The sequence below is a fragment of the Actinomycetospora lutea genome (assembly GCF_028737205.1).
GTDB classification, from domain to species: Bacteria; Actinomycetota; Actinomycetes; order Mycobacteriales; family Pseudonocardiaceae; genus Actinomycetospora; species Actinomycetospora lutea.
Window position 1 is genome coordinate 207,481 of record NZ_JAQZAL010000001.1, and the last position, 22,449, is coordinate 229,929.

General features: G+C 76.2%; 23 protein-coding genes. 12 read left to right on the forward strand and 11 right to left on the reverse strand.

Translation table 11 applies throughout. The features are described 5' to 3' along the window. The first annotated feature begins 144 nt into the window (after positions 1 to 144). Positions 145 to 816 carry a maleylpyruvate isomerase family mycothiol-dependent enzyme gene (locus PHK61_RS01075; protein ID WP_274279109.1) on the forward strand — a complete coding sequence of 224 codons (672 nt, stop codon included), beginning with the start codon at positions 145 to 147 and terminating at the stop codon, positions 814 to 816. 32 nt (positions 817 to 848) lie between these two features. On the opposite strand, the gene PHK61_RS01080 is transcribed toward PHK61_RS01075, so the two are convergent. The 8 genes from PHK61_RS01080 to PHK61_RS01115 all read right to left on the reverse strand — a co-directional run bounded on the left by PHK61_RS01080 (position 849) and on the right by PHK61_RS01115 (position 8,540). Continuing rightward, positions 849 to 1,688, reverse strand: coding sequence for an FHA domain-containing protein (locus PHK61_RS01080; RefSeq protein WP_274279110.1), 840 nt, complete (start codon positions 1,686 to 1,688; stop codon positions 849 to 851). A gap of 34 nt (positions 1,689 to 1,722) precedes the next feature. Next, positions 1,723 to 2,832 carry a hypothetical protein gene (locus PHK61_RS01085; protein ID WP_274279111.1) on the reverse strand — a complete coding sequence of 370 codons (1,110 nt, stop codon included), beginning with the start codon at positions 2,830 to 2,832 and terminating at the stop codon, positions 1,723 to 1,725. Next, entirely contained in the window at positions 2,829 to 3,341 is a 513-nt protein-coding gene (locus tag PHK61_RS01090) for a CvpA family protein (RefSeq protein ID WP_274279112.1), read from the reverse strand. Before PHK61_RS01090 ends, PHK61_RS01085 begins: the two co-directional genes overlap by 4 nt. Positions 3,342 to 3,445: 104 nt before the next feature. After that, the gene (locus PHK61_RS01095) at positions 3,446 to 4,948 is read right to left on the reverse strand and encodes a lanthionine synthetase LanC family protein (protein ID WP_274279113.1); all 1,503 of its coding nucleotides are present in this window, start codon (positions 4,946 to 4,948) and stop codon (positions 3,446 to 3,448) included. Beyond that, entirely contained in the window at positions 4,945 to 5,769 is an 825-nt protein-coding gene (locus tag PHK61_RS01100) for a polysaccharide deacetylase family protein (RefSeq protein WP_274279114.1), read from the reverse strand. Before PHK61_RS01100 ends, PHK61_RS01095 begins: the two co-directional genes overlap by 4 nt. A 4-nt stretch (positions 5,770 to 5,773) precedes the next feature. After that, positions 5,774 to 5,953, reverse strand: coding sequence for a hypothetical protein (locus PHK61_RS01105; RefSeq protein WP_133829715.1), 180 nt, complete (start codon positions 5,951 to 5,953; stop codon positions 5,774 to 5,776). Positions 5,954 to 6,001: 48 nt separating this feature from the next. Beyond that, positions 6,002 to 7,285, reverse strand: coding sequence for a glycosyltransferase family 2 protein (locus PHK61_RS01110; protein WP_274279115.1), 1,284 nt, complete (start codon positions 7,283 to 7,285; stop codon positions 6,002 to 6,004). Between the two features lie 139 nt (positions 7,286 to 7,424). Next, positions 7,425 to 8,540 carry an N-acetylglucosamine-6-phosphate deacetylase gene (locus PHK61_RS01115; RefSeq protein ID WP_274279116.1) on the reverse strand — a complete coding sequence of 372 codons (1,116 nt, stop codon included), beginning with the start codon at positions 8,538 to 8,540 and terminating at the stop codon, positions 7,425 to 7,427. Positions 8,541 to 8,565: 25 nt separating this feature from the next. On the opposite strand from PHK61_RS01115, the gene PHK61_RS01120 reads away from it, so the two are divergent. The 3 genes from PHK61_RS01120 to PHK61_RS01130 all read left to right on the forward strand — a co-directional run bounded on the left by PHK61_RS01120 (position 8,566) and on the right by PHK61_RS01130 (position 10,402). Further along, positions 8,566 to 8,745, forward strand: a complete 180-nt coding sequence (locus PHK61_RS01120) for a hypothetical protein (RefSeq protein ID WP_274279117.1) — start codon at positions 8,566 to 8,568, stop codon at positions 8,743 to 8,745. Next, entirely contained in the window at positions 8,742 to 9,125 is a 384-nt protein-coding gene (locus tag PHK61_RS01125) for an MOSC domain-containing protein (protein WP_274279118.1), read from the forward strand. The genes PHK61_RS01120 and PHK61_RS01125 overlap by 4 nt, the downstream gene beginning before the upstream one ends. A gap of 62 nt (positions 9,126 to 9,187) precedes the next feature. Next, on the forward strand, positions 9,188 to 10,402 hold the full coding sequence (locus tag PHK61_RS01130) for an MFS transporter (protein ID WP_274279119.1): 1,215 nt from the start codon (positions 9,188 to 9,190) through the stop codon (positions 10,400 to 10,402). Positions 10,403 to 10,434: 32 nt separating this feature from the next. Here the strand turns inward: PHK61_RS01130 and PHK61_RS01135 are convergent, their stop codons facing one another. Together PHK61_RS01135 and PHK61_RS01140 are read right to left on the reverse strand one after the other, a co-directional pair. Next, on the reverse strand, positions 10,435 to 11,157 hold the full coding sequence (locus PHK61_RS01135) for an IclR family transcriptional regulator (RefSeq protein WP_274279120.1): 723 nt from the start codon (positions 11,155 to 11,157) through the stop codon (positions 10,435 to 10,437). Beyond that, positions 11,154 to 11,603, reverse strand: a complete 450-nt coding sequence (locus tag PHK61_RS01140; RefSeq protein ID WP_274279121.1) for a hypothetical protein — start codon at positions 11,601 to 11,603, stop codon at positions 11,154 to 11,156. Before PHK61_RS01140 ends, PHK61_RS01135 begins: the two co-directional genes overlap by 4 nt. Before the next feature lie 70 nt (positions 11,604 to 11,673). Here PHK61_RS01140 and PHK61_RS01145 point away from each other — a divergent pair, with 70 nt between their 5' ends. From PHK61_RS01145 to PHK61_RS01155, 3 genes are all read left to right on the forward strand, one after another. After that, positions 11,674 to 12,759, forward strand: coding sequence for a mandelate racemase/muconate lactonizing enzyme family protein (locus PHK61_RS01145; protein ID WP_274279122.1), 1,086 nt, complete (start codon positions 11,674 to 11,676; stop codon positions 12,757 to 12,759). A gap of 28 nt (positions 12,760 to 12,787) precedes the next feature. Beyond that, a complete protein-coding gene (locus tag PHK61_RS01150) occupies positions 12,788 to 13,990 on the forward strand; it encodes an iron-containing alcohol dehydrogenase family protein (RefSeq protein ID WP_274279123.1) in 1,203 nt (400 codons plus the stop codon). Between the two features lie 173 nt (positions 13,991 to 14,163). Beyond that, complete coding sequence (locus tag PHK61_RS01155) at positions 14,164 to 15,414, forward strand: acyl-CoA desaturase (protein ID WP_337993902.1); 1,251 nt, start codon at positions 14,164 to 14,166, stop codon at positions 15,412 to 15,414. Between the two features lie 40 nt (positions 15,415 to 15,454). Here PHK61_RS01155 and PHK61_RS01160 read toward each other — a convergent pair whose 3' ends face one another. Further along, positions 15,455 to 16,732, reverse strand: coding sequence for a PucR family transcriptional regulator (locus tag PHK61_RS01160; RefSeq protein WP_274279124.1), 1,278 nt, complete (start codon positions 16,730 to 16,732; stop codon positions 15,455 to 15,457). A gap of 153 nt (positions 16,733 to 16,885) precedes the next feature. Here PHK61_RS01160 and PHK61_RS01165 point away from each other — a divergent pair, with 153 nt between their 5' ends. From PHK61_RS01165 to PHK61_RS01185, 5 genes are read left to right on the forward strand one after another with little or no spacing between them, the layout of a single operon-like run. Next, positions 16,886 to 18,148 (forward strand): alpha/beta hydrolase, encoded by a 1,263-nt coding sequence (locus PHK61_RS01165; protein ID WP_274279125.1) that lies wholly within the window; start codon positions 16,886 to 16,888, stop codon positions 18,146 to 18,148. A 41-nt stretch (positions 18,149 to 18,189) separates the two neighbouring features. Further along, positions 18,190 to 20,241: a threonine--tRNA ligase gene (gene thrS, locus PHK61_RS01170; protein WP_274279126.1), complete on the forward strand. Its 2,052-nt coding sequence runs from the start codon at positions 18,190 to 18,192 to the stop codon at positions 20,239 to 20,241. Further along, positions 20,241 to 20,846: an HIT family protein gene (locus PHK61_RS01175; protein WP_274279127.1), complete on the forward strand. Its 606-nt coding sequence runs from the start codon at positions 20,241 to 20,243 to the stop codon at positions 20,844 to 20,846. Before thrS ends, PHK61_RS01175 begins: the two co-directional genes overlap by 1 nt. Continuing rightward, on the forward strand, positions 20,843 to 21,529 hold the full coding sequence (gene pgsA, locus PHK61_RS01180; RefSeq protein WP_274279128.1) for a phosphatidylinositol phosphate synthase: 687 nt from the start codon (positions 20,843 to 20,845) through the stop codon (positions 21,527 to 21,529). Before PHK61_RS01175 ends, pgsA begins: the two co-directional genes overlap by 4 nt. After that, on the forward strand, positions 21,526 to 22,446 hold the full coding sequence (locus PHK61_RS01185) for a phosphatidylinositol mannoside acyltransferase (protein ID WP_274279129.1): 921 nt from the start codon (positions 21,526 to 21,528) through the stop codon (positions 22,444 to 22,446). The genes pgsA and PHK61_RS01185 overlap by 4 nt, the downstream gene beginning before the upstream one ends. The last annotated feature ends 3 nt before the right edge of the window (positions 22,447 to 22,449 follow it).

The window sequence follows — 22,449 nt, forward strand, 5'->3', positions numbered from 1 at the left end:
TCCACTGTGACACAACTCAGTGACACACAACGCATTACCGGCGGTCACGAGACTGACAAGCGGTCGTGTGACGCGCCCACCGGGGCGTTCGGTCGGTTGTTCGTACAGTGAGCGAACGTCCGGACACGATGGGAAAGTCGTTCCGTGGACGAGATCGCGGAGTGGAGTCGGGCGCAACAGCGGGTGATCGCGCTGGTCGACGGGCTGACGGCGGAGCGCGCCGGGACGCGGGTGCCCGCCTGTCCGGACTGGACGGTGCGGGATCTGCTCTCGCACATGGTCGGCCTCGGGGCCGACGTCCTCGCCGGCGACGAGCCCGACGACCACAACGAGGAGTGGACCGCGCGGCAGGTCGACGCCCGCCGCGGGCGTGACGTGGGCGCCCTCGTGGCGGAGTGGGAGGTCGTCGCCGAGCCGCTGCGCGCCTGGATGGCCGAGCACGGGACCCGCCCGCTCGGGGACGTCACGATCCACGAGCAGGACCTGCGCGGCGCGCTGGAGGTCCCGGGCGGTCGCGACACCCCGGCGATGGCGGCGCTGCGCGACCGCTTCGTCGGGCGGTTCGCGCCGCGGCTCGACGCCGGGCTCCCGCCGATCGCGCTGGTCGGCGAGCAGTGGTCGTGGTGCTCGGCGGGGGCGCCCGGGGACGCGGCGGTGGAGCTGCGCGCCTCCGACTTCGACCTCGCCCGCGCGCTGATGACCCGCCGCTCCGCGGCCCAGCTGCGCTCGTGGACCGTCCGCGGCGACGTGGAGCCCTACCTCGACGCCTTCGCGACCCTGGGACCGCTGCCGGAGCAGGACCTCACCGACGGGTAGTCATCGTGGTGAGACGGGGCGGCGGGCGGGTCTCACCGGCCGCCGATCCGCGGCACCTGGCTCGGGAAGAGCAGACGCACGTCGTCGAGGGTGACCAGCCGCAGGTGGATGACCTGCTCGACCACCGCGATCCGCCAGCCCCGGGTCTTGTCGTTGAGCCGCAGGCCGCGCAGCCAGCGCTGGGCGTGCCGGAAGGCCTCGCTCTGGGTCTTCGGGCTCGGTGCGGGGCGGCCCTCGGCGCGGTGCCAGTCGGCGATCTGCTCGGCGTCGCCGTGCACGTCGCGCGGCACGCTGCCCGGGCCGGCGAGCGCCGCCGCGATGATCGTGGGCCCGCAGGCGGCCACGAGCACCGACCACCACGTCTCGGCGGTCGGCAGCGAGGTGTCGATGGTGCGCCCGCCCGCGAACCCGCCGCTGGTGGTCGGCCCCGCGCCGGCGGTGGGGGCGAAGCGCAGCAGGGCCAGGGTCAGCTCCTGGCCGTCGGGGAACCACAGGCCCAGCGAGGACCGGTCGTCGCGGACGAGCAGGCCGTTGCCGGCGCGGATCCGGTCCTTGCCCGGCACGCCGGGCACGAACAGCGTCAGCAGCGCGCCGTGGCGCTGCCGGTTGATGATCAGGTAGGCGTCGTCGCGGACCTCGATCTCGGCGGCCAGGCGCGAGACCCGGTCGTCGGGGACCGGGACGTGGCGCGGGCCGCCCTGGACGCCGCGGCCGGTGGCGTCGCCGCGCCCGATCGTGATCCGCTCGCCCCACGGCACCGACTGCGTGTGCTCGGTGCGCACGTCGAGCACCGCGAGCCCGCCGACGGGCAGGCGCGGGGACGGCGCCTGCGGGGGACCGGACCGGACCGGGCGTGCGGCGGGTCGCGTCACGCCACCTCCCGGTCGGCCGGAGAGCGGGTGAGCCTCACTCGCCCCCGCTGCGGCGGGGATCCGCCGGTCGCCGCCACGATACTCCGGGTCGTCCGGCGCCCCGCGCCGTCGCCACGACACGCTCGACCAGGGTCGGGCGCTCGACGACCTGCGTCCCGGCACGGGCAGGTGCGGTGGGTGCGGTCATCGTGGCGTCCTGACGACCGTGGGCGACCGTCGTCGCCAGGCCGCCCCGACCACGCGGACCACGCGGACCACGCGGATCACCACAATCTCCCCGGCCGATGGTCGAGCTCCGCTGCGCTCCGTCTCCCCGGAACCCCCCGACGGAGTCCCGGGAAACCCCCGCCGGCCCCCGCGCCGGGGCCGGCCGAGGTGGTGACGCCACCCGCGCCGCGGGCAGCGCCGGGCCCGGCCGGCCGGCTGCCCCCGGCACGGCCGGGCCGGGCGGTCCCGGCGGGGAGGGGGGACCCGCCGGGACGGGAGGCGCCGACAGCGACGTGGGGGTCGGGTCGGTCGCGGACGTGGTCGCCGCGGGCGTCGCCGCGGGTCGCGAGAACGCGGCAGTGACGATCACGCGGCCGACGGGGACGTCGGGGCCCGCGAGCAGGTGCAGGAACGTGCGCTCGGCCAGCCGGCGCGCCTCGCCGGCGCGGGCGTGCTCGAGGTAGCCGCTGAGCAGCTCGTCGGCGAGCACCTCGAGGGGCCAGCGGGCGGCGACGTCGGCGAGGTCGTCGGGGTGCAGCTCCACCCACAGGTGCGGCGCCGTGACGCGCTGCCCGCGCGGGGTCCACACGAGCGCCTCCTCGGAGGCGAGCCGCCGCGCGGCGGCGCGGACCAGCCCGTCACCGTGCACCCACGGCCGCCCGAGCATGCCGCGCAGGGTCCGGCGCACGCGGTCGCCGGCCGAGGTCGGGCCGAGGTCGGCGGTGGGCAGCGCGTCCGCGACCGCGGACCCGCCGGCCTGCCCGCGCGCCGCCCGTCCGCTCCAGGACACGAACAGCCAGGCACCGAGCGCGGTGGCGCCGACGAGGACGAGGACCAGCAGCGCCAGGAGGAAGGAGCCGGAGCCCCACCAGGTCAGGAGCAGCAGCACGAACGCACCGCCGCCGACGAGGCGGGGGAGGGTCGCGGGGGTCGTCATCGCGCGCCCCCGTCGGCCAGGGTGGGCGCCTCGACCGGCAGCAGCACCAGCGGGTTCGGCAGCCGCTCGGCGGCGGCGCCCAGCACGGCGCTGTCCCGCGCGGCGTCGCCGAGGCCCGCCGGGCCGAACGCGGTCACGACGCCGGTGAGCAGCACGAGCACCATGAGGGTCAGCGCGCTGTGCGCGGCGACGCCGAGGACGCGGTCGGGCAGGGCGGGACGGCGCCACCCGCCGCCGGTGCGCCGGGCGAGGCCGTCGCCGAGCCGCCGGCCCAGCCCCCAGCCGATCAGCGCGCCGACCAGCGCAGCACCGAGCACCAGGGCGTACCGGGAGATGCCGTCGTCCGTGGTGACGAGCATCGGCACCAGCCAGCGGGCGAGCGCCCCGGCCAGCAGCACGCCGGCCACGGCGCCCGCGGCCTTCAGCACGAGCCCGGTGCCACCCCGGCGCCACCCGCGCAGCGCGGCGATCACGACCACCGCGAGCACCAGCAGGTCGACGATCGTCACGGCACCTCCCGATCCCCCGACTCGCTCCCGTGTCCGGTCACACGGGACCGGGTGACATCGAGTCAACGCCCGCCGTGACGGTGCGGGCGGCGGACGATCGGGAACTAATTCCCGGAAACGACGGCGCCGGGGCCCTCGAGGGGCACCAGCACCTCCTGCATGCCGGGGCTGTCGACGGGGCCGCCGGCCATCCGGGTCAGGAAGCCGATCACCCCCGCCGAGCCCCAGTGCCAGGACGGCTCCCCGCCGAGCGTCCACCGCCCGGCCTCGCGGGTCGCGCCCCACCGGTGCTCGGGCGTCGCGACGGCGAGCAGCCAGTTGCGGGCCGCGCGGGCCGCGCCGGCGAACTCGTCCTCGCCCGTGACGCGCCCGAGCGAGTCGAGGAACCAGCCCGTGCCCGCCGCGCCGCTGTTGGTGGCCGTGTGCACGATCGGGCTGCCCTCGTACTCCGCCCACGCGCGCCCGACCGGCTCGGTCAGCGAGACGTCGACGAGCCAGCGCCCGGCGGCGCGGGCGCGCTCGAGGTGGCGGGCGTCGCCGAGGATCGCGTGGGCCTGCAGCGACACCCAGCCGATCCCCGCCGCGCCCTCCTCCATGCCGGTGGCGCGGCGGGGGTTGTCGGGGACGAGGGCCTGCGGCCCGGCGCCGAGCAGTATCGGCCAGGTCACCCCTCGCCCGGCGGGCTGCGCGGTGCGGTCGAGGAAACCCAGCGCGGACTCCGCGTCGCGGCGCCAGCGCTCGTCGCCGGTCGCCTGGTACATCCGCAGGAAGACGAAGGCGGCGCCCGCGGTGCCCGACAGGAAGCCGGTGTTGCGCCGCGGCTCGTCGTCGCGCTCGGGCAGGCCGCCGTCGTCGTCGAGGCGGCTCGACAGGTACGCCGCGCCGCCGGCCGCGTGGGCGGTGAGCTCCGGGTCGCGCAGGCGCTCGCCCATCACCGAGAGCGCGTAGACGATGCCGGACTGCCCCTCGCCCATCCCGTGGCGGTATGACGGCGCGCCACCGCCCTCGACGTCGGCCCACGACCAGCGGCACCGCTCGGGGCAGGGCAGGCCGTCGACGCCCTCGGCGCGGTCGAGCACCCACTGCAGCGACGCCCGGGCGCCCGCGCGGAAGCGCTCCTCGCCGGTGGCCTCGCCGACGCGCCACAGCACCTCGGCGATGCCCGCCGCGCCGTCGTCGAACGACGTGTAGGCGCGGTCGGCGGGCCCGCCCGGGTTGACGTAGTCGGGCACGCGCCCGCCGCGCGAGGCGCCGAGCAGGAAGTCCCCGGCGGCGCGCGCCCCGCCGAGCCAGCGCTCGCGCGCCGCGGGATCGGGCGTCGCGGCGGCCAGCGCGAGGAACCCGTGCGCGACGCCCGCCGCACCGACGTCGCGGTCGGTCTGGCGGTTGGGCGCCTGGATGGAGCTCGTCCAGGCGCGCGCACCGGAGAGCGCGGCCGGCACGTCGGCGCCGAGCGGGTCGGGCACGGCGTCGTCGAGGAGGCGCTGGGCGAAGGCGGTCGGCAGGGGCGGTGCTCCGGTGCCGGGGTCCGGCTCGTCGGCGGGGGCCGTGGCGCAGCCGGCGGCGAGCAGGCCGATGGCGAGCACGAGGACCAGGGCCCGGATCACGGGACCACCACGGCGGGCGAGCCCTGGTTGACCGCCGAGCGGACCGGCGAGGGCGCGACGACGCCGAAGGTGAAGCCGCGGGCGCGGAGCTGGTCGATCGCGCGCGGCAGGTACTCGAGCTGCGAGGGCGGGCAGCCGACCACGTCGCCCGCGTCGTGGAGCAGGATCATCGCCTGGTCGGTGGCCTCGGTCACCACGTAGTCGGTCACCGCGTCGGCCCCGCCGCACTGGAAGTCGCCCTTGCGGTTCGTTGTCCACTTCCAGTGGACGCCGCCGGTGAGCCCCAGCCGGGCCAGCGCGGCGTCGCCCTCGGGGGAGGACTGGCCGAACGGGTAGCGGAACAGGGTCGGGCGCTGCCCGGTGATGCTGGTCAGCAGCTCGTTGGTCCGCCGGATCTCCTGCTCGGCGTCCTCGGCGCCCAGGTCCGGGAACCACGGGTGCTGCCACGCGTGGTTGGCCACGACGTGGCCCTCGGCCTGCACGCGGCGCACCAGCTCGGGGTGGGCCTGCGAGTGGTCGCCCTGCAGGAAGAACGTCGCGCGCACGCGCTTGGCGGCCAGCACGTCGAGGATGTACGGGGTGAGCTGCGGCGACGGGCCGTCGTCGAAGGTCAGGGCGACGCGGGGGCCGGCCCTGTCGTCCGGGGCCGGCGGGAGCGCCCGGTCCGCGGCCGTCGGGGTGTAGCGCGGGCCGCTCGCGAGCTCGCCGCGGTCGGCCGCGCCGGCGAAGTCGGCGCCGAACGAGATCACCACCGTCGCGAGCAGCGCGACGAGGAAGAACAGGAGCGATCGGACGTTGCGGCGCCGGTCGTCGAAGGACACGCGCTCAGCGGCGGAGGCGGGCGCCGCGGCGCACGATCCGGACGAGCAACATCGTCGTGAACAGCACGGTCACCGCCATGAGCACGGCCGCCATGGCGTTGATCCCGGTGGCCGCGGCCAGGGCGAGGCCGGTGGTGCCACCGCCGACCCCGCTCGTGAGGTACATCGAGTGCTCGCCGTACATCCCCGCGCTCCGTCCCCTTCCGATCCGATCGATCCCTGATCGATTCCGCTACCAGGCCTGGCGCCGCGCGTTGAGGCAGCGCCAGGCCGCCACCACCGCGCACAGCTCCAGGAAGAACCCGTAGAAGTCCTCGACGACGAGGACCGCGACGAGCGCGACGTCGGTGGCGCTCCGCCCCGGCAGGCGCCACATCGACGTCACCCGCTCCAGCCACATCACCCCCAGCGGGATGAGCCCGATCAGCGCGTACCGGAACGGCACCGCGTAGACGATCATCAGCGTGAGCATGGTCAGGAACAGCACGCGGAAGAACACGCTGAAGCCGAACAGCACGTAGGACAGGCAGTCCTGCCGCGTCGCGGTCGACCAGCCGCGCTTGAGGCACTCGTCCATCCCGCCGCGGCCCCAGCGCAGACGCTGCACCCACAGCTCGCGGAACGACCCGGGCGGGGTGGTGTAGACGTGCGCCTTGCGGGCGGCGGCGACGCGGTAGCCGCGGGCCTTGAGCTCGAGGGTGAGCGCGTAGTCCTCGATCAGCGAGGAGCCGTCCCACGGCTCGCCGGCCTCGCGGGCGGCGGCGACGGCCTCGAGCGCCGCGTTCCGGTACATCGCCGCGGCGCCGCTCGCGACCGAGACCCGCCAGCGCCTCAGGTCGCGCAGGTCGTCGTAGCGCGTGTACTCGAGGCGCTGCAGCCGCCAGACCAGGCCCTTCCCCGGCGACGCCCAGTAGCGCGCGCAGACGGCGCCGAGCACGGCGTTGGCGCGCAGCTCGCCCGCCATCTCCGCGACGGTGTCGGGCAGCAGGACGGTGTCGGCGTCCATGGTCAGGACGAGGTCGGCGTCGCGGGCGGTCTCGCGCCAGCCGTGGTTGAGCGCGCCGGCCTTCTTGTCCGGGTTGTGCGGCATCTCCAGCACGGTCACCGGGTAGCGCCGCGCGATCTCGGCGGTGCGGTCGGTGCAGTTGTTGGCGACGACGACGACCTCGGCGATCCGCAGCCACTCGGGGACGTCCTGGGCGAGGAGACCCTCGACGGTCGCCGCGATGCCCTCCTCCTCGTCGTGCGCCGGCACCAGGACCGCGACGGTCGTGGTCTTCGTGCGCGCGGCGCGCTCCTCGACCGGCTTCTTCGCGGGGGCCTTGATCGGCGTGCGCGTGGCCGGGGCGGGGGCCGGGGCGGGGGCGGGCGCCGCGATCGCCGTCCGGAGCTGGATCGTCGGCGCGTCGGGGTCGCTCGAGCGCCGGGCCGGGCGGTGGCGGGTGCCGATGGGGACGGCGACGTGGGGCGCTGATCCGTCCGCTCGCCCCGTCCGCACAGCCTGGCTGCTCGCCACGTCACCTCACCTGCGTCGTCGGTCGGTCCCCGAACGGTCATCACCCGATCGGTGGGCCCTCGTGTCGGACATACCGTACACAGGCGGGATTTCGTTACACCATCGTGAGAAATCGGGTGTTCCGAGTGACACCGCGGTCTCACTCCGTGGTGTCTCGCTGGTCCATCCCGCGGCCTTCGACGAGCACCCGTGTGACGCTGAGTGCGTCGTCCAGGAGGACGAGATCCGCGGCGACACCCGGCGCGAGGCGCCCCACGTGGCGGCGCCCGAGGAGGCGCGCGGGCACGGTCGTCGCGGCGCCGACCGCCTCGACGAGCCCGACCCCGGCCGCGACGGCCGTGCGGACCCCGCGGACCAGGGGTGCCGCGGCACCGGCGAGCCCGCCCGCGGCGTTGCGCACCGCCCCGTCCGCCAGCGTGACCGGGAGCCCGGCGAGCCGGAACGGGCCGTCGGGCATCCCCGTCGCCGCGGTCGCGTCGGTGACCAGCGCCCAGCGCCCGGGCGCGGCGGCCGCGGCCAGGCGCAGCATCTCGGGGGCGACGTGGTGGCCGTCGGCGATGAGGGTCGGGGTGACCTCGGGGCGCGTGAGCGCGACCGCCGCGAGGCCGGGCGCGCGGTGCCCGAGCCCGCTCATGGCGTTGTAGAGGTGCGTCACGGCCCGCACGCCGCGGTCGACCGCCGCGTGCGCGGCGGCGGCGTCGGCGTCGCTGTGCCCGGCGGCGACGAGGACGCCGCGCGCGCGGAGCAGGTCGACGAGCGCCCCGGCGCCCGGGAGCTCGGGGGCCAGGGTGACGACGTCGACGCGCCCGGCGTCCAGCAGGCGGGCGAGCAGGTCGGGGTCGGGGTCGCGGCGGTGCTCGGGCGGGTGGGTGCCGAGCCGGGCGGCGGCGAGGAACGGGCCCTCGAGGTGGGCCCCGAGGAGGCGGGCGCCGGGGGTCGCGCTCGCCCGGGCGGCGTCGAGCCGCGCGAGGGCCGCCGCCGTCCGCGCCGGGTCGTCGGTGAGCAGGGCGGGGCACAGGGCGGTCGTGCCGTCGCGGGCGGCGGCCGCGCGCACCGTCGCCACGTCCTCGACCGCCGCGCTCGCGAGGTCGACCCCGGCGTACCCGTGGCAGAGCAGGTCGACCAGGCCGGGGACCGCGATCGTCCCGCCGCGCGCCGCCGGGAGCCCGACCGCGGCCACCCGGCCGTCGGCGACCTCGACGTCGCCCGGGCACCAGGCACCGTCGACCACCGCTCCCGAGACACCGAGCCGCACGCCCCCAGTCCTACCCTGGGGCGCGGTGACCGCCATCGAGATCGTGGGCTTCGTCGTCTCGCCCGCGCACGCGTACGAGGGACGTCCCGGGGACGGGCCGCGGCCGGTGCCGACGACGACCCCCGACGTGATCACGATCCGCGCCGGCCACGGGTGGAGGGCGACCGGTACGCGGGGCGGGCGGCGCACCGGGACGCGGCGGTGACGCTGCTCGCGATCGAGGCGCTCGAGGCGGTGGCCACGGAGCTCGGGGTGCCGCCGTTCGACCCGGTCGCGGCGCGGCGCACGATCGTCACGCGCGGCCTGGAGGTCGAGGCGCTGCGCGGGCGCGAGTTCGCGATCGAGGCCGGCGGCGGGCCCGTGCGGCTCGGCGGCGGGCGTCCGGCGGCGCCGTGCGCCTGGATGGACGTGGTCCTGGCCCCCGGCGCCCACGCGGCGCTGCGCGGGCGCGCCGGCGTCCGCTGCGCGGCCCTGTCGTCCGGGACGCTGCGCGCCGGCCCGGCGACCATGACGGTCACCGACGGCCTCGGCGACCCGGATCCCGCGCGGGCGGGCCTGCCCCACCGGCGGCGCGCCCGGGCGTGAGGCCGGCGTGGGATCCGTCTCGTCCGCGCGTCGTCGGGGTGCCGGGCGGGCACGGCCATGCGGTGAGCGCGGAGATCGGAGCCGGGACCGGACCAGCGACCGGGACGGCGACCGCGACGTCGCCCCCGACCATCGGCCGGGCCCGCACGCTGCTCCTGGCGGTGCTGTGCGGCGCCGCCGTCGCCAACATCTACTACGCGCAGCCGCTGCTGCACACGATCGGCGAGGCGTTCGGGGTCGGCGACGGCACGGCCGGGCTGCTCGTCACCGCCTCGCAGGTCGGGTACGCCGCCGCGCTGGCGCTGCTCGTCCCGCTCGGTGACCTGCTGGAGCGCCGGCGCCTGGTGACCGTGCTGCTCGCGGCGTGTGCCGTGGTGCTCGCGCTCGCCGCCGCCGCGCCCGCGTTCGGGCTGCTCGCCGCCGCGATCGCGCTGGTCGGCGTGACGTCGGCGGTGGCGCAGATCGCCGTGCCGCTCGCGGCGTCGCTGGCCGGCGACCACGAGCGCGGCCAGGTCGTCGGCACCGTCATGAGCGGGCTGCTCATCGGCATCCTGGGCGCCCGCACCGTCGCCGGGTTCGTGGCGGAGGCCGGCGGGTGGCGCTGGGTGTTCGGGGCGGCGGCGGGCGTCATGGTGCTGCTCGCGGCGGTCGTGCGCCTCGGGCTGCCGGTGGTGCCGCCCACCGAGTCCGCGACCTACCCGCGCCTGCTGCGCACCGTGCTCGAGCTCGTGCGCGACCAGCCCGAGCTGCGCCGGCGCATGGCGCTCGGCGCGGTCGGCATGGGCTGCTTCACGATCCTGTGGACCTCGATCGACTTCCTGCTGTCGGCGCCGCCGTACGGCTACGGGCCCGCCGTCGTGGGCCTGTTCGGGCTCGCGGGCCTCGCCGGCGCGGCGATGGCGGTGCTGGCCGGGAAGCTCGCGGACCGGGGGCACCAGCGGCTCGTCGTCACCCTCGGACTGATCGTGCTGGCCGCCAGCTGGGGGCTGCTCGGGCTCGGCGGGGTGTCGCTGGTCGCGCTGATCGCCGGGGTGGTCGTGCTGGACCTCTGCCAGCAGGCGCTGCAGATCAGCCACCAGAGCGTGATCTACGCGCTCGCCCCGGAGGCGCGCAGCCGCGTGACGACGGCGTTCATGGTCTCGGCGTTCGCCGGCGGCACGCTGGCCTCGGCGGCGACGGCGCTGATCTACCCGGTCGGCGGCTGGCTCGGGGTCTGCGTGCTCGGCGGGGCGATCGCCCTGCTCGGCGTTGCCGTCTGGTTCCTGCCCCGGACGTGAGCACGCTCCGGGGCTGTCGGCCCGGAGGGTGCTCACGGGGGGCGGGCGGCCAGGCGCGCGGAGAGATCGGTCGCGGCGGCGGCGGTCGCGGCGGCGTGCGCGGCGAGGGACGGGCGCAGGCGCTCGGCGGGCCCGGACACGGTGAGCGCCGCGACGACGCCGCCGTGGAACCCGCGCACCGGGGCGGCGGCGCCCGCCAGACCGGGGTCGAACTCCCCGTCGACCACCGCGTACCCCGCCGCGCGCACCCGCTCGAGCACCGCCGGCTCGGCCCCGACGGCGCGGGCGGCGGCCGCGTCGCGCTCGCTGAGCAGGACCCGCCCGGTGGAGGTCGTGGCCACCGGGATGTCGTCGACGTCGAAGCGGGGCCGCGCCGGTCCGCCGCCGGCCTCGGCGGTCAGCACCGTCGCGACCCGGGTGCCGTGCAGCCGGCACAGCGACGCGTTCTCTCCGGTCCGCGCGGCCAGCGACACCAGCGCGGGCCCGGCGACGTGCACCAAGCGGGCCTCGGTGGTGCGGGCCGCGAGGGCGTAGAGCCGCCAGCCCAGCCCGTAGCGCCGGCTCGCGGTGTCGCGCTCGACGAGCCCCTCGGCCTCGAGCGCGGCCAGGGCCCGCGACACCTGGCTGGGCCCGCGCCTGGTCAGCTCGGCCAGGCGCACCACCCCGAGCCCGCCGGCGAGGGCCTCGGGCGAGGCCAGCGCGTCGAGCAGCTCCGTGTCGCGGCGCAGGCCCGCGGACATCGTCGGGCCGGTCACGCCAGCACCAGCATGACGAGCGCGACCACCCCGCCGAGCGTCCACGCGGCGGTGCGCCACCAGTTGGTGCGGGTGAGCCGGGCGAGGACGTCGGGGTCGTAGCCCCGCGCCAGCCGCTCGTGGCAGGGCATTGAGATCGCCAGGGTGACGGCCACCGTCGCGGCGCCGCAGACCCCGGCGGCGAGGGCGGCGACGAGGGGGACCCCGGGCGGCCGCCAGACCAGCAGGACCGCGCAGGTCAGGCCCTGCACCAGCCACGGTCCACCGATGATCTGGCCCATCAGGCGGGTGTGGCGCTGGTGCAACGCGACCCAGCCGGAGCGCTCCATGGCCGCGAAGCCCGGGTAGACCAGCAGCTGGATGATCCAGACCAGGCCCGTGCAGAACCACACGGCGGCGGTGTGGGCGCCGAGCAGCAGGGTCCCGGCCAGGTCATTTGCGCTCACCGCACGGATTGTTGCCGAGGGTTCGCGGCGGCGCCTGTACTGGCGGCGACCGCCCCGGGAGAGACGCACCGTGAAGATCACCGACATCCGCCTCGAGCACCGCGAGACCGTGCTCGACCCGCCCTGCCACGCCGCCTGGGACCCCGAGCCCCGCACGCGCTTCGCCGCCACGATCGTCCGCGTCGAGACCGACGAGGGTGTCGTCGGCGTCGGCTCGGGCGACACGATGGCGGGCTTCGACGACCACCGCGAGCTGTTCCTCGGCACCGACCCGCTCGCCACCGAGGTCCAGGTCCGGCGCATCGAGTCGGTCGGCTTCCACGCCGGGCGCTTCTGGCCGCTCGAGGCCGCGATCTGGGACATCGTCGGCCAGGTCGCCGGGCTGCCGGTGGCCACGCTGTTCGGCGGGGTCACCGACCGCCTGCCGGTCTACGCGTCGTGGTGCTCCGAGCAGGCGCCCGGCCGCCGGGCCGAGGACGCGCACCGGCTCGTCGAGCAGGGCGTCCGCGCGGTCAAGATCCGGGCGCATCCCCGCCGGCTGCGGCAGGGCGTCGCCGCCGTCGCCGCGGTCCGCGAGGCCGTCGGCGACCGGCTCGACATCATGGTCGACCTCAACCAGGCCTGGCGGATGGCCGGCGACGTCACCGAGCCCCTCGAGCTCGCCGAGGTCCGCCGCGTGGTGCGCCGCCTCGCCGAGCACGACGTCGCGTGGGTCGAGGAACCGCTGCCCTACGCCGACGCCGACGGCCACCGGATGCTGCGCGCCGACAACCCGGGCCTGCGGATCGCGGCGGGCGAGATGCTCGACTCGCTGCCGCAGACGCTCGCGCTGCTCGAGGCCGACGCGCTCGACGTCTACCAGGCCGACGTCGTGCTCGCGCTCGGCATGACGCGCGCCCGCCAGCTCGCCGAGGCCGCCCGGGCCCGGCACCGCCGCTTCACCCCGCACACGTGGACCAACGGGCTCGGCCTGCTGGCGAACCTGCACGTCGCGGCCGGGGTCGGCGCCGGGCCGTACCTGGAGTTCCCCGACGACCCGGCCGGCGGCTGGACCCCCGAGCGCCGCGACTTCGTGCTCGCCGAGCCGCTGCGCCCGGACGCCGACGGCATGCTGGTCGTGCCCGACGCGCCCGGCCTGGGCGCCGTGCTGTCGTGAGATCCCCCGATCGTCGAGGAGGAGCCGCGTGACCGGCCCCCTGACCACCTCCCCGTGCGCCGGCGTCGCCGCCGGCACCGCGTTCCTGTCCGGCTCCGGGCCGGTCGTCGACTTCGGGCCCGGCGCGGTGGCCCGAATCCCCGACCACCTGGCCGCCCAGGGGGCCCGGCGGGTGCTGGTGGTCACCGACGCCGGGCTCCGGGCCGCCGGGGTCGTCGACGCGGTGACCGGCCCCCTCGCCGCGGCCGGGGTCGCGGTCGAGGTGTACGACGCCGTGCGCGGCAACCCCTCGGTCGAGGTCGTCGAGCGGGGCGCCGACCACGCGCGGGACCTGGGCCTCGACCTCGTCCTGGCCCTCGGTGGCGGGTCGAGCCTCGACGCGGCGAAGGGGATCGCCCTGCTGGCGCCGAGCCCGGGCGCCCGGGCCGACGGCAGCGGCGCGATGCCCGCGGCGGGCCTGCCGGTGGTGGCGGTCCCGACCACCGCGGGCACCGGCGCGGAGACCAACGGATTCGGCGTCCTCGAGGACGCGGCGACCCGGCAGAAGGTCTACTGCGGCGACGCCGGCGTGGTGCCCCGGGTCGCCGTGCTCGACCCCGAGCTCACCTACGGGCTGCCCGCGCCCGCCACCGCCGCGACCGGGGTCGACGCGCTCGTGCACGGCCTCGAGTCGCTCGCCTCGCGGGGCCGCGACCCGATGAGCGAGGCGTTCGCCGCCGAGGCCGTGCGGCGCGCCTGGACCTGGCTGCCCGTCGCGGTCGCCGACGCGGGGGAGACGCAGCGGAGCGGAGCTCGACCCGACGAGACGGGCCGCCGGGCGCGCGCCGAGATGCTCGTCGCGGCCCACCTCGCCGGCCAGGCGCTCACCCGCAGCGGCCTGGGCCTCGTGCACGGGCTGGCGCACGCGCTCAGCCTGCACACCGGCGCCGTCCACGGCCTGGCGCTGGCTGCCGTCCTGCCCGAGGTCGTGGGCTGGTCGCTCGAGGCCGACCCGGCCGGATGGGGGCGCGCGGCCGAGGCGGCCGGGCTCCCCGCGGCGTCCGCGCTGCCCGACGCGCTCGCCGGGGTGCTCGACGCCACCGGGACCCGGGTCTCCGTCGCCGACCTGCACGCGGGCCCCGACCTGCACGAGCCGCTGGCCCGGACGGCCATGGCCGACCCGGTCAGCCGCAACGCCCCCCGGCACCCGATGTCGGCGCAGGAACTGGTCGCCCTGCTGGGCAGATGCTGAGCGTTCGCCCGGATTTTGGGTTGTGCAACAGGTTTTCGGCCGGAGTCCTCGCTGTGCGCGTAGAGCGCGGGGCAGGCGGTCCTTACCGTCGGAAGTGTGATCGACCAGCGGGCCCGCGCGGGCGACGCACCGATGTCGCCGCCCCGCTCCCCCCGGATCCCGCAGGAGGACCCGTGACCGCACTCGAGACCATCCCCGAGCACGTCACCCGGATCAACGACGCCAAGACCCCGACCGGCCCGGGCCGGCCCGGTGCCAGCACGGCGCACATCACGCCGTCCACCGAGCACCTCACGACCGACGACATCGAGCGCCTCGGCGCCGAGCTGGAGGCCATCCGCGACCGCGTGATGTCCTCGCTGGGCGACGACGACGCGCGCTACATCCGCCGGGTCATCCGCTCGCAGCGCGGCTTCGAGGCGGCGGGACGCATCCTGCTGCTCGGCGCACTCTTCCCGCCGGCGTTCCTCGCGGGCACCGCGTCGCTCGCCCTTGCCAAGATCCTCGAGAACATGGAGATCGGCCACAACGTCCTGCACGGCCAGTGGGACTGGATGCGCGACCCGGAGATCAACTCCACGACGTGGGAGTGGGACCACGTCTCCACGGCCAAGAGCTGGCAGCAGACCCACAACTACCTGCACCACACGTACACCAACGTGCACGGCAAGGACCGCGACATCGGCTACAACGTGCTCCGGGTCGACCCGGAGCAGGAGTGGCACCCGATCTACCTGTTCCAGACCTTCACGAACGCCGGTCTGGCCATGATCTTCGAGTGGGGCATCGCGGCCTTCGACCTCGAGCTGGACGAGATCCAGCGCGGCGAGAAGACCTGGAAGGACAAGCTCCCCGAGCTCAAGAAGATGGGCCGTAAGGCCGGCAAGCAGGCGCTCAAGGACTTCGTGGTGTTCCCGGCGCTGTCCGGCCCCTCGTTCGTCCCCGCCCTCGTCGGCAGCGTGCTGGCCAACATCATCCGCAACGTCTGGTCGCACGCGGTGATCTTCTGCGGGCACTTCCCCGTCGAGGTGGAGACCTTCGACGAGGAGCGGCTGGAGAACGAGTCGCAGGCCGAGTGGTACGTCCGCCAGATGCTCGGCTCCGCCAACATCGACGGCTCGGTCCTGCTGCACGTCATGACCGGGAACCTCTCGCACCAGATCGAGCACCACCTCTTCCCGGACATGCCCTCGCGGCGCTACCGCACGATCGCGCCCGAGATCCGCGACCTCTGCCGCCGCTACGGCCTGCCCTACCACTCGGGGCCGATGTGGAAGCAGTACGGCGGCGTGCTCGCGAAGATCGCGCGCCTGTCCTTCCCCGGTGGTCACCGGGGCCTCGCCAAGCGGCGCCTGCGGGCCCTGCCCTTCGGCCGCCGGCGCGCCGAGTCCCTCGACCGCACGGCCGCCCCCGCCGCGGCCTGATCGTCGCCCGACCCGGCGGCCGGGTCCGACGGGGGAGCGGTCAGCCCTCGGCGAGGCCCGGGCCGCCGGCGCGCAGCGCCAGGGCGACCTCGAGGCGCCCGACGGGGTCGTCGAGGACGCCCGCGAACGCCTCCTTGAGCCGGGCGAGCCGGTAGCGCACCGTCTGCGGGTGCACGTGCAGGCGCGTGGCCGCCTCGCCCACGTCGCCGTGCGCGTCGAGCCACGCGGTCAGCGTGGTGACGGCCCGGTCGCGTGCCGCCGAGGTCATGCGCCGCAGCGGCTCGAGGCGCTGGGCCACGAGGTCGGCGGTGAGGGTGACGTCGGCGTGCAGGAGCAGCACGAGCAGGTGGTCCTCGCTGCGCACGAGCCCCTCGCCGGGCAGGCTGCCGTCCTGCTGCAGCGCCCAGGCGGCGCGGGCGCGCGTGACGGTGCGGGGCACCTGGTCGGGCGTGACCGTCGGCCCGAGCACCGCCGGCGTCCCGCGCAGGGCGTCGGCGAGGGCGTCGACGCGGCCCGGCCCGTCCGGGTCGGGGACGAACACGACGCCCACCCCGTCCACCGCGGACGCGGCGATCTCGGCCGGGAGGCGCCGGCACGCGACGGCCAGCGACTCCTCGGCCAGCACCAGCGCGCCGAGGGTCTTCGGCGGCGTCCACCCCGCCTCCCGGGCGAGGGACTCCAGCTCCGACGGCTCCGGGGCCGGCGTGCGGCACAGCCGCTCGACCAGCGCGTGCTGCCGCGCCTGGCGTGACCCGGCCGCCAGGGACTGCTCGTAGGCGTAGCCCGAGACCGAGGCGGCGGCGAGCTGCTCGATGTAGGCGAACAGGGCCTCCGCGAGCCGGAAGATGTCGTCCGCGCCGAGCCCCAGGTCGTCCGGGGCGTGGGCGCCGCCCGTCCCGTTGCGGCCGCTGCCGTCGCTGCCGTCGCTGCCGTCGCTGCCCTCGCTGGCGGCGGCGATGCGGCGCCACAGCACGCGCGAGCCGATCCGGTAGGCGCTCTGCAGGGCGTCCATCGTGCGGCCGTGGCGGTGCTCCACGCGGCCGAGCTCGAAGTAGACGGTGGTGTCCGGCAGCGCGTCGTCGGTGCCGAGCAGGTCGAGGAACTGGTCGAGCGCCACGGAGACGCCGAGGCGGATTCTTCGCCCGAACTCGCCGTCCATCGACAGCGCGTACTCGGCGATCTCCGCCCGCACCGTCGCGATGATCTCGTCGCCGGTCCCGAGCACCACGGGGCGCAGCCGGTCGCCCGCCGTCGCGGGGACGTCGGCCCACGGATGCCGTCGCGATGCGTCCGTCACCGCGCACACACCGTCGCTCACGAGCCCAGTGTCGCAGGATCGCGGGGAGACGTCAGGAATCCGCGCACGGCAGCGGCCGCGACGTGGCGCACGTGACTCGCGCGGGCGGTGCTCGGGGCCACGGTCCACGATGGTCCGGTGCGTGGTCCGTTGCGACGAGTGGCGGACCGCCGTGTGCGTGCTCTGCTCGCCGACCTCCGGATGCGGCTCGCCGACGAGCTCCGCGCCCCCGGCGCGCGGACGTCGCTGCTGGTCGGGGGCGTGGCGGCGCTCGTCGCCGCGTCGGGGCTGCGGCCGCTGACGCGCCGCTGGCCGGCCGCGGTGGTGGGGAGCCTGCTGTCCTCGACGGCCACCGAGACCCCGCGGGCGACGGCGCTGCTCGTCGGCGCGGGCGCCGGGGTGGCGCTGCGGCGGGGGGCGGCGGGCAACCCGGCGGGCCGGGTCGGTCTCGCCGTGGCGGGCAGCGCGGTCGGCGTGCTGCTCGCGCTGGACCAGGGCGCGCGCGCCGACGCCGAGAACCTCGCCGAGGCCCTCTCCGCCGAGCTCGGGCCCGTCGAGCTCCCGGCGCGCGGCACGTTGTTGCGCTCGATCCTCGGCCGCAGCCGCTACGCCACGGCCCGCGACGTCGCCTACGGCCCCGACCCGGTCGCGAACCTGCTCGACATCTGGCGCGACCCGCTGCTCGCGCCCGACGCCCGCGCCCCGGTGCTCGTGCAGATCCACGGGGGCGCGTGGTCGTCGGGCAGCAAGGCCGCCGACGCCAACCCCCTGATGGCGCACATGGTCGGGCGGGGCTGGGTGTGCGTCAGCGTCGACTACCGCCTCGGGCCCGCGGAGCGCTGGCCCGCGCAGATCGTCGACATCAAGCGGGCCCTGGCCTGGACCCGCGCCCACATCGCCGAGCACGGCGGCGACCCCGACCGCATCGCGATCACCGGCGGGTCGTCCGGCGCCCACCTCGCCGCCCTCGCCGCGCTGACCCCCGGCGCCTGGCAACCCGGGTTCGCCGACGCGGACACCTCGGTCGCCGCGGCCGTGTGCCTCTACGGCATCTACGACCTGACCAGCGACGACGGCAGCGGCACCCTCGACGAGCTGCTCGCCGAGACGATGATGCCCACGGTCCTCGACGAGGACGCCCACCCGTACGTGGCCGCGTCCCCGTCGGCGCGCGTGCACGCGGGGGCGCCGCCGTTCATGGTGCTGCACGGCACCGGCGACGCGATCGTCGTCCCGGCCCAGAGCCGCGCCTTCGTGGCGCGGCTGCGGGCGGTGTCGCGCGCCCCGGTGGTGCACGCCGAGCTGGCCCACGCCCAGCACGGCTTCGACCTCGTGCCGACCCCCCGCACCCTGGCCGCGGTCCGGGCCGTCGCGGCGTTCCTGGAGACGGTGGTCGGACGGGGCCACCCCACGGTCCGCGGCCCGGGCGATCGATAGGCTCGGGGGGACAACCGTTCGGAATCGGAGGAGGGTCCGTCGTGTCCTCGCTCGCCCCGCCCCAGCCCCTCGTCGCCGACAGCGTGCGGGTGACGGCGGGCACCACCGCGGGGCAGGCGGTCCGCGAGGCGGGCCTGCCGACCAGCGGGCCGCAGACGGTGGTGGTGGTCCGCGACCCCGACGGGGCGCTCAGGGACCTCGCCTGGAGCCCGGCGGAGGCCGTCGACGTCACGCCCGTGCCCGCCGACACCGAGGACGGCCGCGCGGTCATCCGCCACTCGGCGGCGCACGTGCTCGCGCAGGCGGTCCAGCAGCTCTTCCCCGAGGCGAAGCTCGGCATCGGCCCCCCGGTCACCGACGGCTTCTACTACGACTTCGCCGTCGACCGTCCCTTCACGCCCGAGGACCTCGAGGCCCTCGAGAAGGCGATGCGCAAGATCATCAAGGCGAAGCAGCGGTTCGTGCGCCGCGAGTACGCCTCGCTCGAGGACGCGCGCGAGGAGCTGGCCGGCGAGCCGTTCAAGCTGGAGCTGGTCGACCTCAAGGGGTCGGTCGACACCAGCGAGGTCATGGAGGTGGGGGAGGGGAACCTCACCGCCTACGACAACGTGCACGCCCACACCGGCGAGCGCGTCTGGGGCGACCTCTGCCGCGGCCCGCACATCCCGACCACGGGCTTCATCCCGGCGTTCAAGATCACGCGCAGCGCCGCCGCCTACTGGCGCGGCGACCAGCGCAACGCGCAGCTGCAGCGGATCTACGGGACGGCGTGGGAGTCGCCGGAGGCCCAGGACGCCTACCTGGAGCGGATCGCCGAGGCCGAGCGCCGCGACCACCGCCGCCTGGGCGCCGAGCTCGACCTGTTCAGCTTCCCCGACGAGATCGGCTCGGGCCTGCCGGTCTTCCACCCCAAGGGCGGGATCGTCCGCAAGGAGCTCGAGGACTACAGCCGCCGGCGCCACGCCGAGGCCGGCTACGAGTTCGTCAACACCCCGCACGCCACCAAGGGCGAGCTGTTCGAAGTCTCGGGCCACCTCGACTGGTACCGCGAGGGCATGTTCCCCGCGATGCACCTCGACGCCGAGTACGGCGACGACGGCGAGCTCAAGCGGCAGGGCATCGACTACTACCTCAAGCCGATGAACTGCCCGATGCACAACCTGATCTACCGGGCGCGCGGACGGTCCTACCGCGAGCTGCCGCTGCGGTTGTTCGAGTTCGGGACGGTGTACCGCTACGAGAAGTCCGGCGTGGTGCACGGACTGACCCGCGCCCGCGGCTTCACCCAGGACGACGCGCACATCTACTGCACGCGCGAGCAGATGCGCGACGAGATCCGCTCGCTGCTGGCGTTCGTGCTCGACCTGCTGCGCGACTACGGGCTCGACGACTTCTACCTCGAGCTCTCCACCCGCAACCCCGAGAAGTCGATCGGCTCGGACGAGGCGTGGGACGAGGCGACCGACGTGCTGCGCGAGGTCGCCGAGGGCGCGGGGCTCGACCTCGTGCTCGACCCCGGCGGCGCCGCGTTCTACGCCCCGAAGATCTCGGTGCAGGCCAAGGACGCGATCGGGCGCACCTGGCAGATGTCGACGATCCAGGTCGACCTCATGCTCCCCGACCGCTTCGAGCTCGAGTACACGGCGCCCGACGGCTCGCGGCAGCGGCCGGTGATGATCCACCGCGCGCTGTTCGGGTCGATCGAGCGCTTCTTCGGCGTGCTCACCGAGCACTACGCGGGCGCCTTCCCGGCCTGGCTCGCGCCGGTGCAGGTCGTCGGCATCCCCGTCTCGGGCGACCAGACGTCCTACGTCACCGAGGTCCTCGACCGGCTGCGGGCCGAGGGCCTGCGCGTCGAGGTCGACGCCTCCGACGACCGGATGCAGAAGAAGATCCGGACGCACACCCTGCAGAAGGTGCCGTTCCTGCTGCTCGCCGGAGGCAAGGACGTCGACGCCGGCGCGGTGTCGTTCCGGTTCCGCGACGGCTCGCAGCGCAACGCGGTGCCCGTCGACGACGCCGTGGCGGCGGTCGTCGACTGGGTGCGCCGCCGCGAGAACGCCTCACCCGACGCGGAGAAGTTCGCACGCTGATGACCGGTGATGTGACCGGGGAGAGCACCGACCTCGACGAGCTGTGGGGAGCCGGGACCCCCGACGGCTTCCGGCGCCTGTGGGCGCCCCACCGCATGGCCTACATCGCGGGGGAGACCGGCACCGGGCAGGTCGAGGGCGGCGGCTGCCCGCTGTGCCGCATCCCGACGCTCACCGACGAGGACGGCCTGGTCCTGCACCGCGGCGAGCGCGTGTACGCGGTGCTCAACCTGCACCCGTACAACCCGGGCCACCTCATGGTCGTGCCCTACCGCCACGTCGCCGGGCTCGACGAGCTCGACCCGGAGGAGTCCGCCGAGCTGGTCGGCGTCACCCAGCAGGCGGTGCGGGCGCTGCGCGCGGTCGCCGCGCCGCACGGGTTCAACGTCGGCATCAACCTCGGCCACGTCGCCGGCGGCTCGCTCGCCGACCACCTGCACCAGCACGTCGTGCCGCGCTGGGGCGGCGACGCCAACTTCATCACCGTGGTCGGGCAGACCAAGGTGATCCCGCAGCTGCTGGCGGAGACGCGGAGCCGGCTGGCGGCGGCCTGGGCCGGAGACGGAGCGCAGCGGAGCCCGACCCGTCGGACCGAGCCCCGATGATCAATCAGTGGGCGCGCGCCGCGATGAAGGGCGGCGTCGAGCCGACCGCGGCGTGGCTGGTCCGCCGCGGGGTGCACCCGGACGTCGTGACGGTGGTCGGCACGGTCGCCTCGACCGCGTCGGCGCTGTGGCTCATCCCCACCGGGCACCTGTTCGCGGCGTCGCTGGTGGTGTGCGCGTTCGCGATGCTCGACGTGCTCGACGGGGCGATGGCCCGGGCGCGGGGTGTGGCGAGCCCGTTCGGCGGCGTGCTCGACTCGGTCGGCGACCGGCTCGTCGACGGCGCGGTGTTCGCCGGCATCACGTGGTGGGCGTTCGGCGTCGACCGCCCGCTGCTCGCGGGGCTCGCGCTCGCCTGCCTGATCACCGGCCAGCTGATCTCCTACATCAAGGCGCGCGCCGAGGCCGCCGGGCTGCGCGCCGACGGCGGGCTCGTGGAGCGCGCCGAGCGCCTCATCCTCGGGCTCGCCGGAGTCGGGCTGGTCGGGCTCGGCGTGCCCTACGCCCTCGACGTCGCGCTCTGGCTGCTGGCGGTGGGATCGGTGATCACGATCGGGCAGCGCGTGGTGGCCGTGTGGCGCAGCGCCCGCGACCAGTACGGCGCGGCGACCGGGCACACGCACCCGACCGACGGCCCCGCACCGGGGCGGCCGGCCACCCCCGACAACGGCACAGTCGCGTGACGACCACGGCGGACGCCCCGGCCGCGCTCTCGCTCGGCGAGCGGGCCAGCGACCTCGGCTACGCGGCGGGCTGGCGGCTGGTCCGCGCGGTGCCCGAGCCGGCGGCGCGGTGGGCGTTCCGGGCGGCCGCCGACCTCGCCGCCCGCCGGGGCGGGCGGGGCACGCAGCGGCTGCGCGCCAACCTCGGGCGCGTGCGCCCCGACCTCGACGCCGACGGTCTCGACGCCCTCACCGCCGCCGGCCTGCGCTCCTACGCCCGCTATTGGCGCGAGGCCTTCCGCCTGCCCGCGATGGACCACGCGGCCCTCGCGCGCCGGCCGGTGGTCGAGGGTCAGGAGCACCTCGACGAGGCCCTCGCCGCCGGGCGCGGGGTGGTCGTCGCGCTGCCCCACTCGGGCAACTGGGACATGGCGGGGCTCTGGCTGGTCGCGCACTCCGGCCCGTTCACCACGGTCGTCGAGCGGCTCAAGCCCGAGTCGCTGTACGAGCGCTTCGTCGCGTACCGCGAGTCGCTGGGCTTCGAGATCCTGCCGATGACCGGCGGCGAGGCCCCGGTGCGCGGGCTCGTGCGGTCGCTGCGCGCCGGGAAGGTCGTGTGCCTGGTCGCCGACCGCGACCTCTCCGCCTCCGGCGTCCCCGTGACCTTCTTCGGCGGGCCGGCCTCCCTGCCGCCCGGCCCGGCCTCGCTCGCCGCGAGCACCGGCGCCGCGCTCCTGCCGGTGGGCCTGTGGTTCACCGAGGACCCGATGACGGGGGAGGAGGGCTGGCACTTCCGCATCCACCCGCCGGTCGGTGTCCCCGACCGCGCCGCCGTCTCCGTCGCCACCCAGCGCGTCGCCGACGCCTTCGCCGGCGACATCGCCGAACACCCCGAGGACTGGCACATGCTCCAGCGCGTGTGGCGCGACCTGCCGTGAGTG

Bases quoted from the DNA above. Each gene is read 5' to 3' on its own strand.
- PHK61_RS01085 (WP_274279111.1), bottom strand. From the start codon at position 2,832: ATGACGACCCCCGCGACCCTCCCCCGCCTCGTCGGCGGCGGTGCGTTC.
- PHK61_RS01105 (WP_133829715.1), bottom strand. From the start codon at position 5,953: ATGTACGGCGAGCACTCGATGTACCTCACGAGCGGGGTCGGCGGTGGC.
- PHK61_RS01175 (WP_274279127.1), top strand. From the start codon at position 20,241: ATGACCGGTGATGTGACCGGGGAGAGCACCGACCTCGACGAGCTGTGG.
- pgsA (WP_274279128.1), top strand. From the start codon at position 20,843: ATGATCAATCAGTGGGCGCGCGCCGCGATGAAGGGCGGCGTCGAGCCG.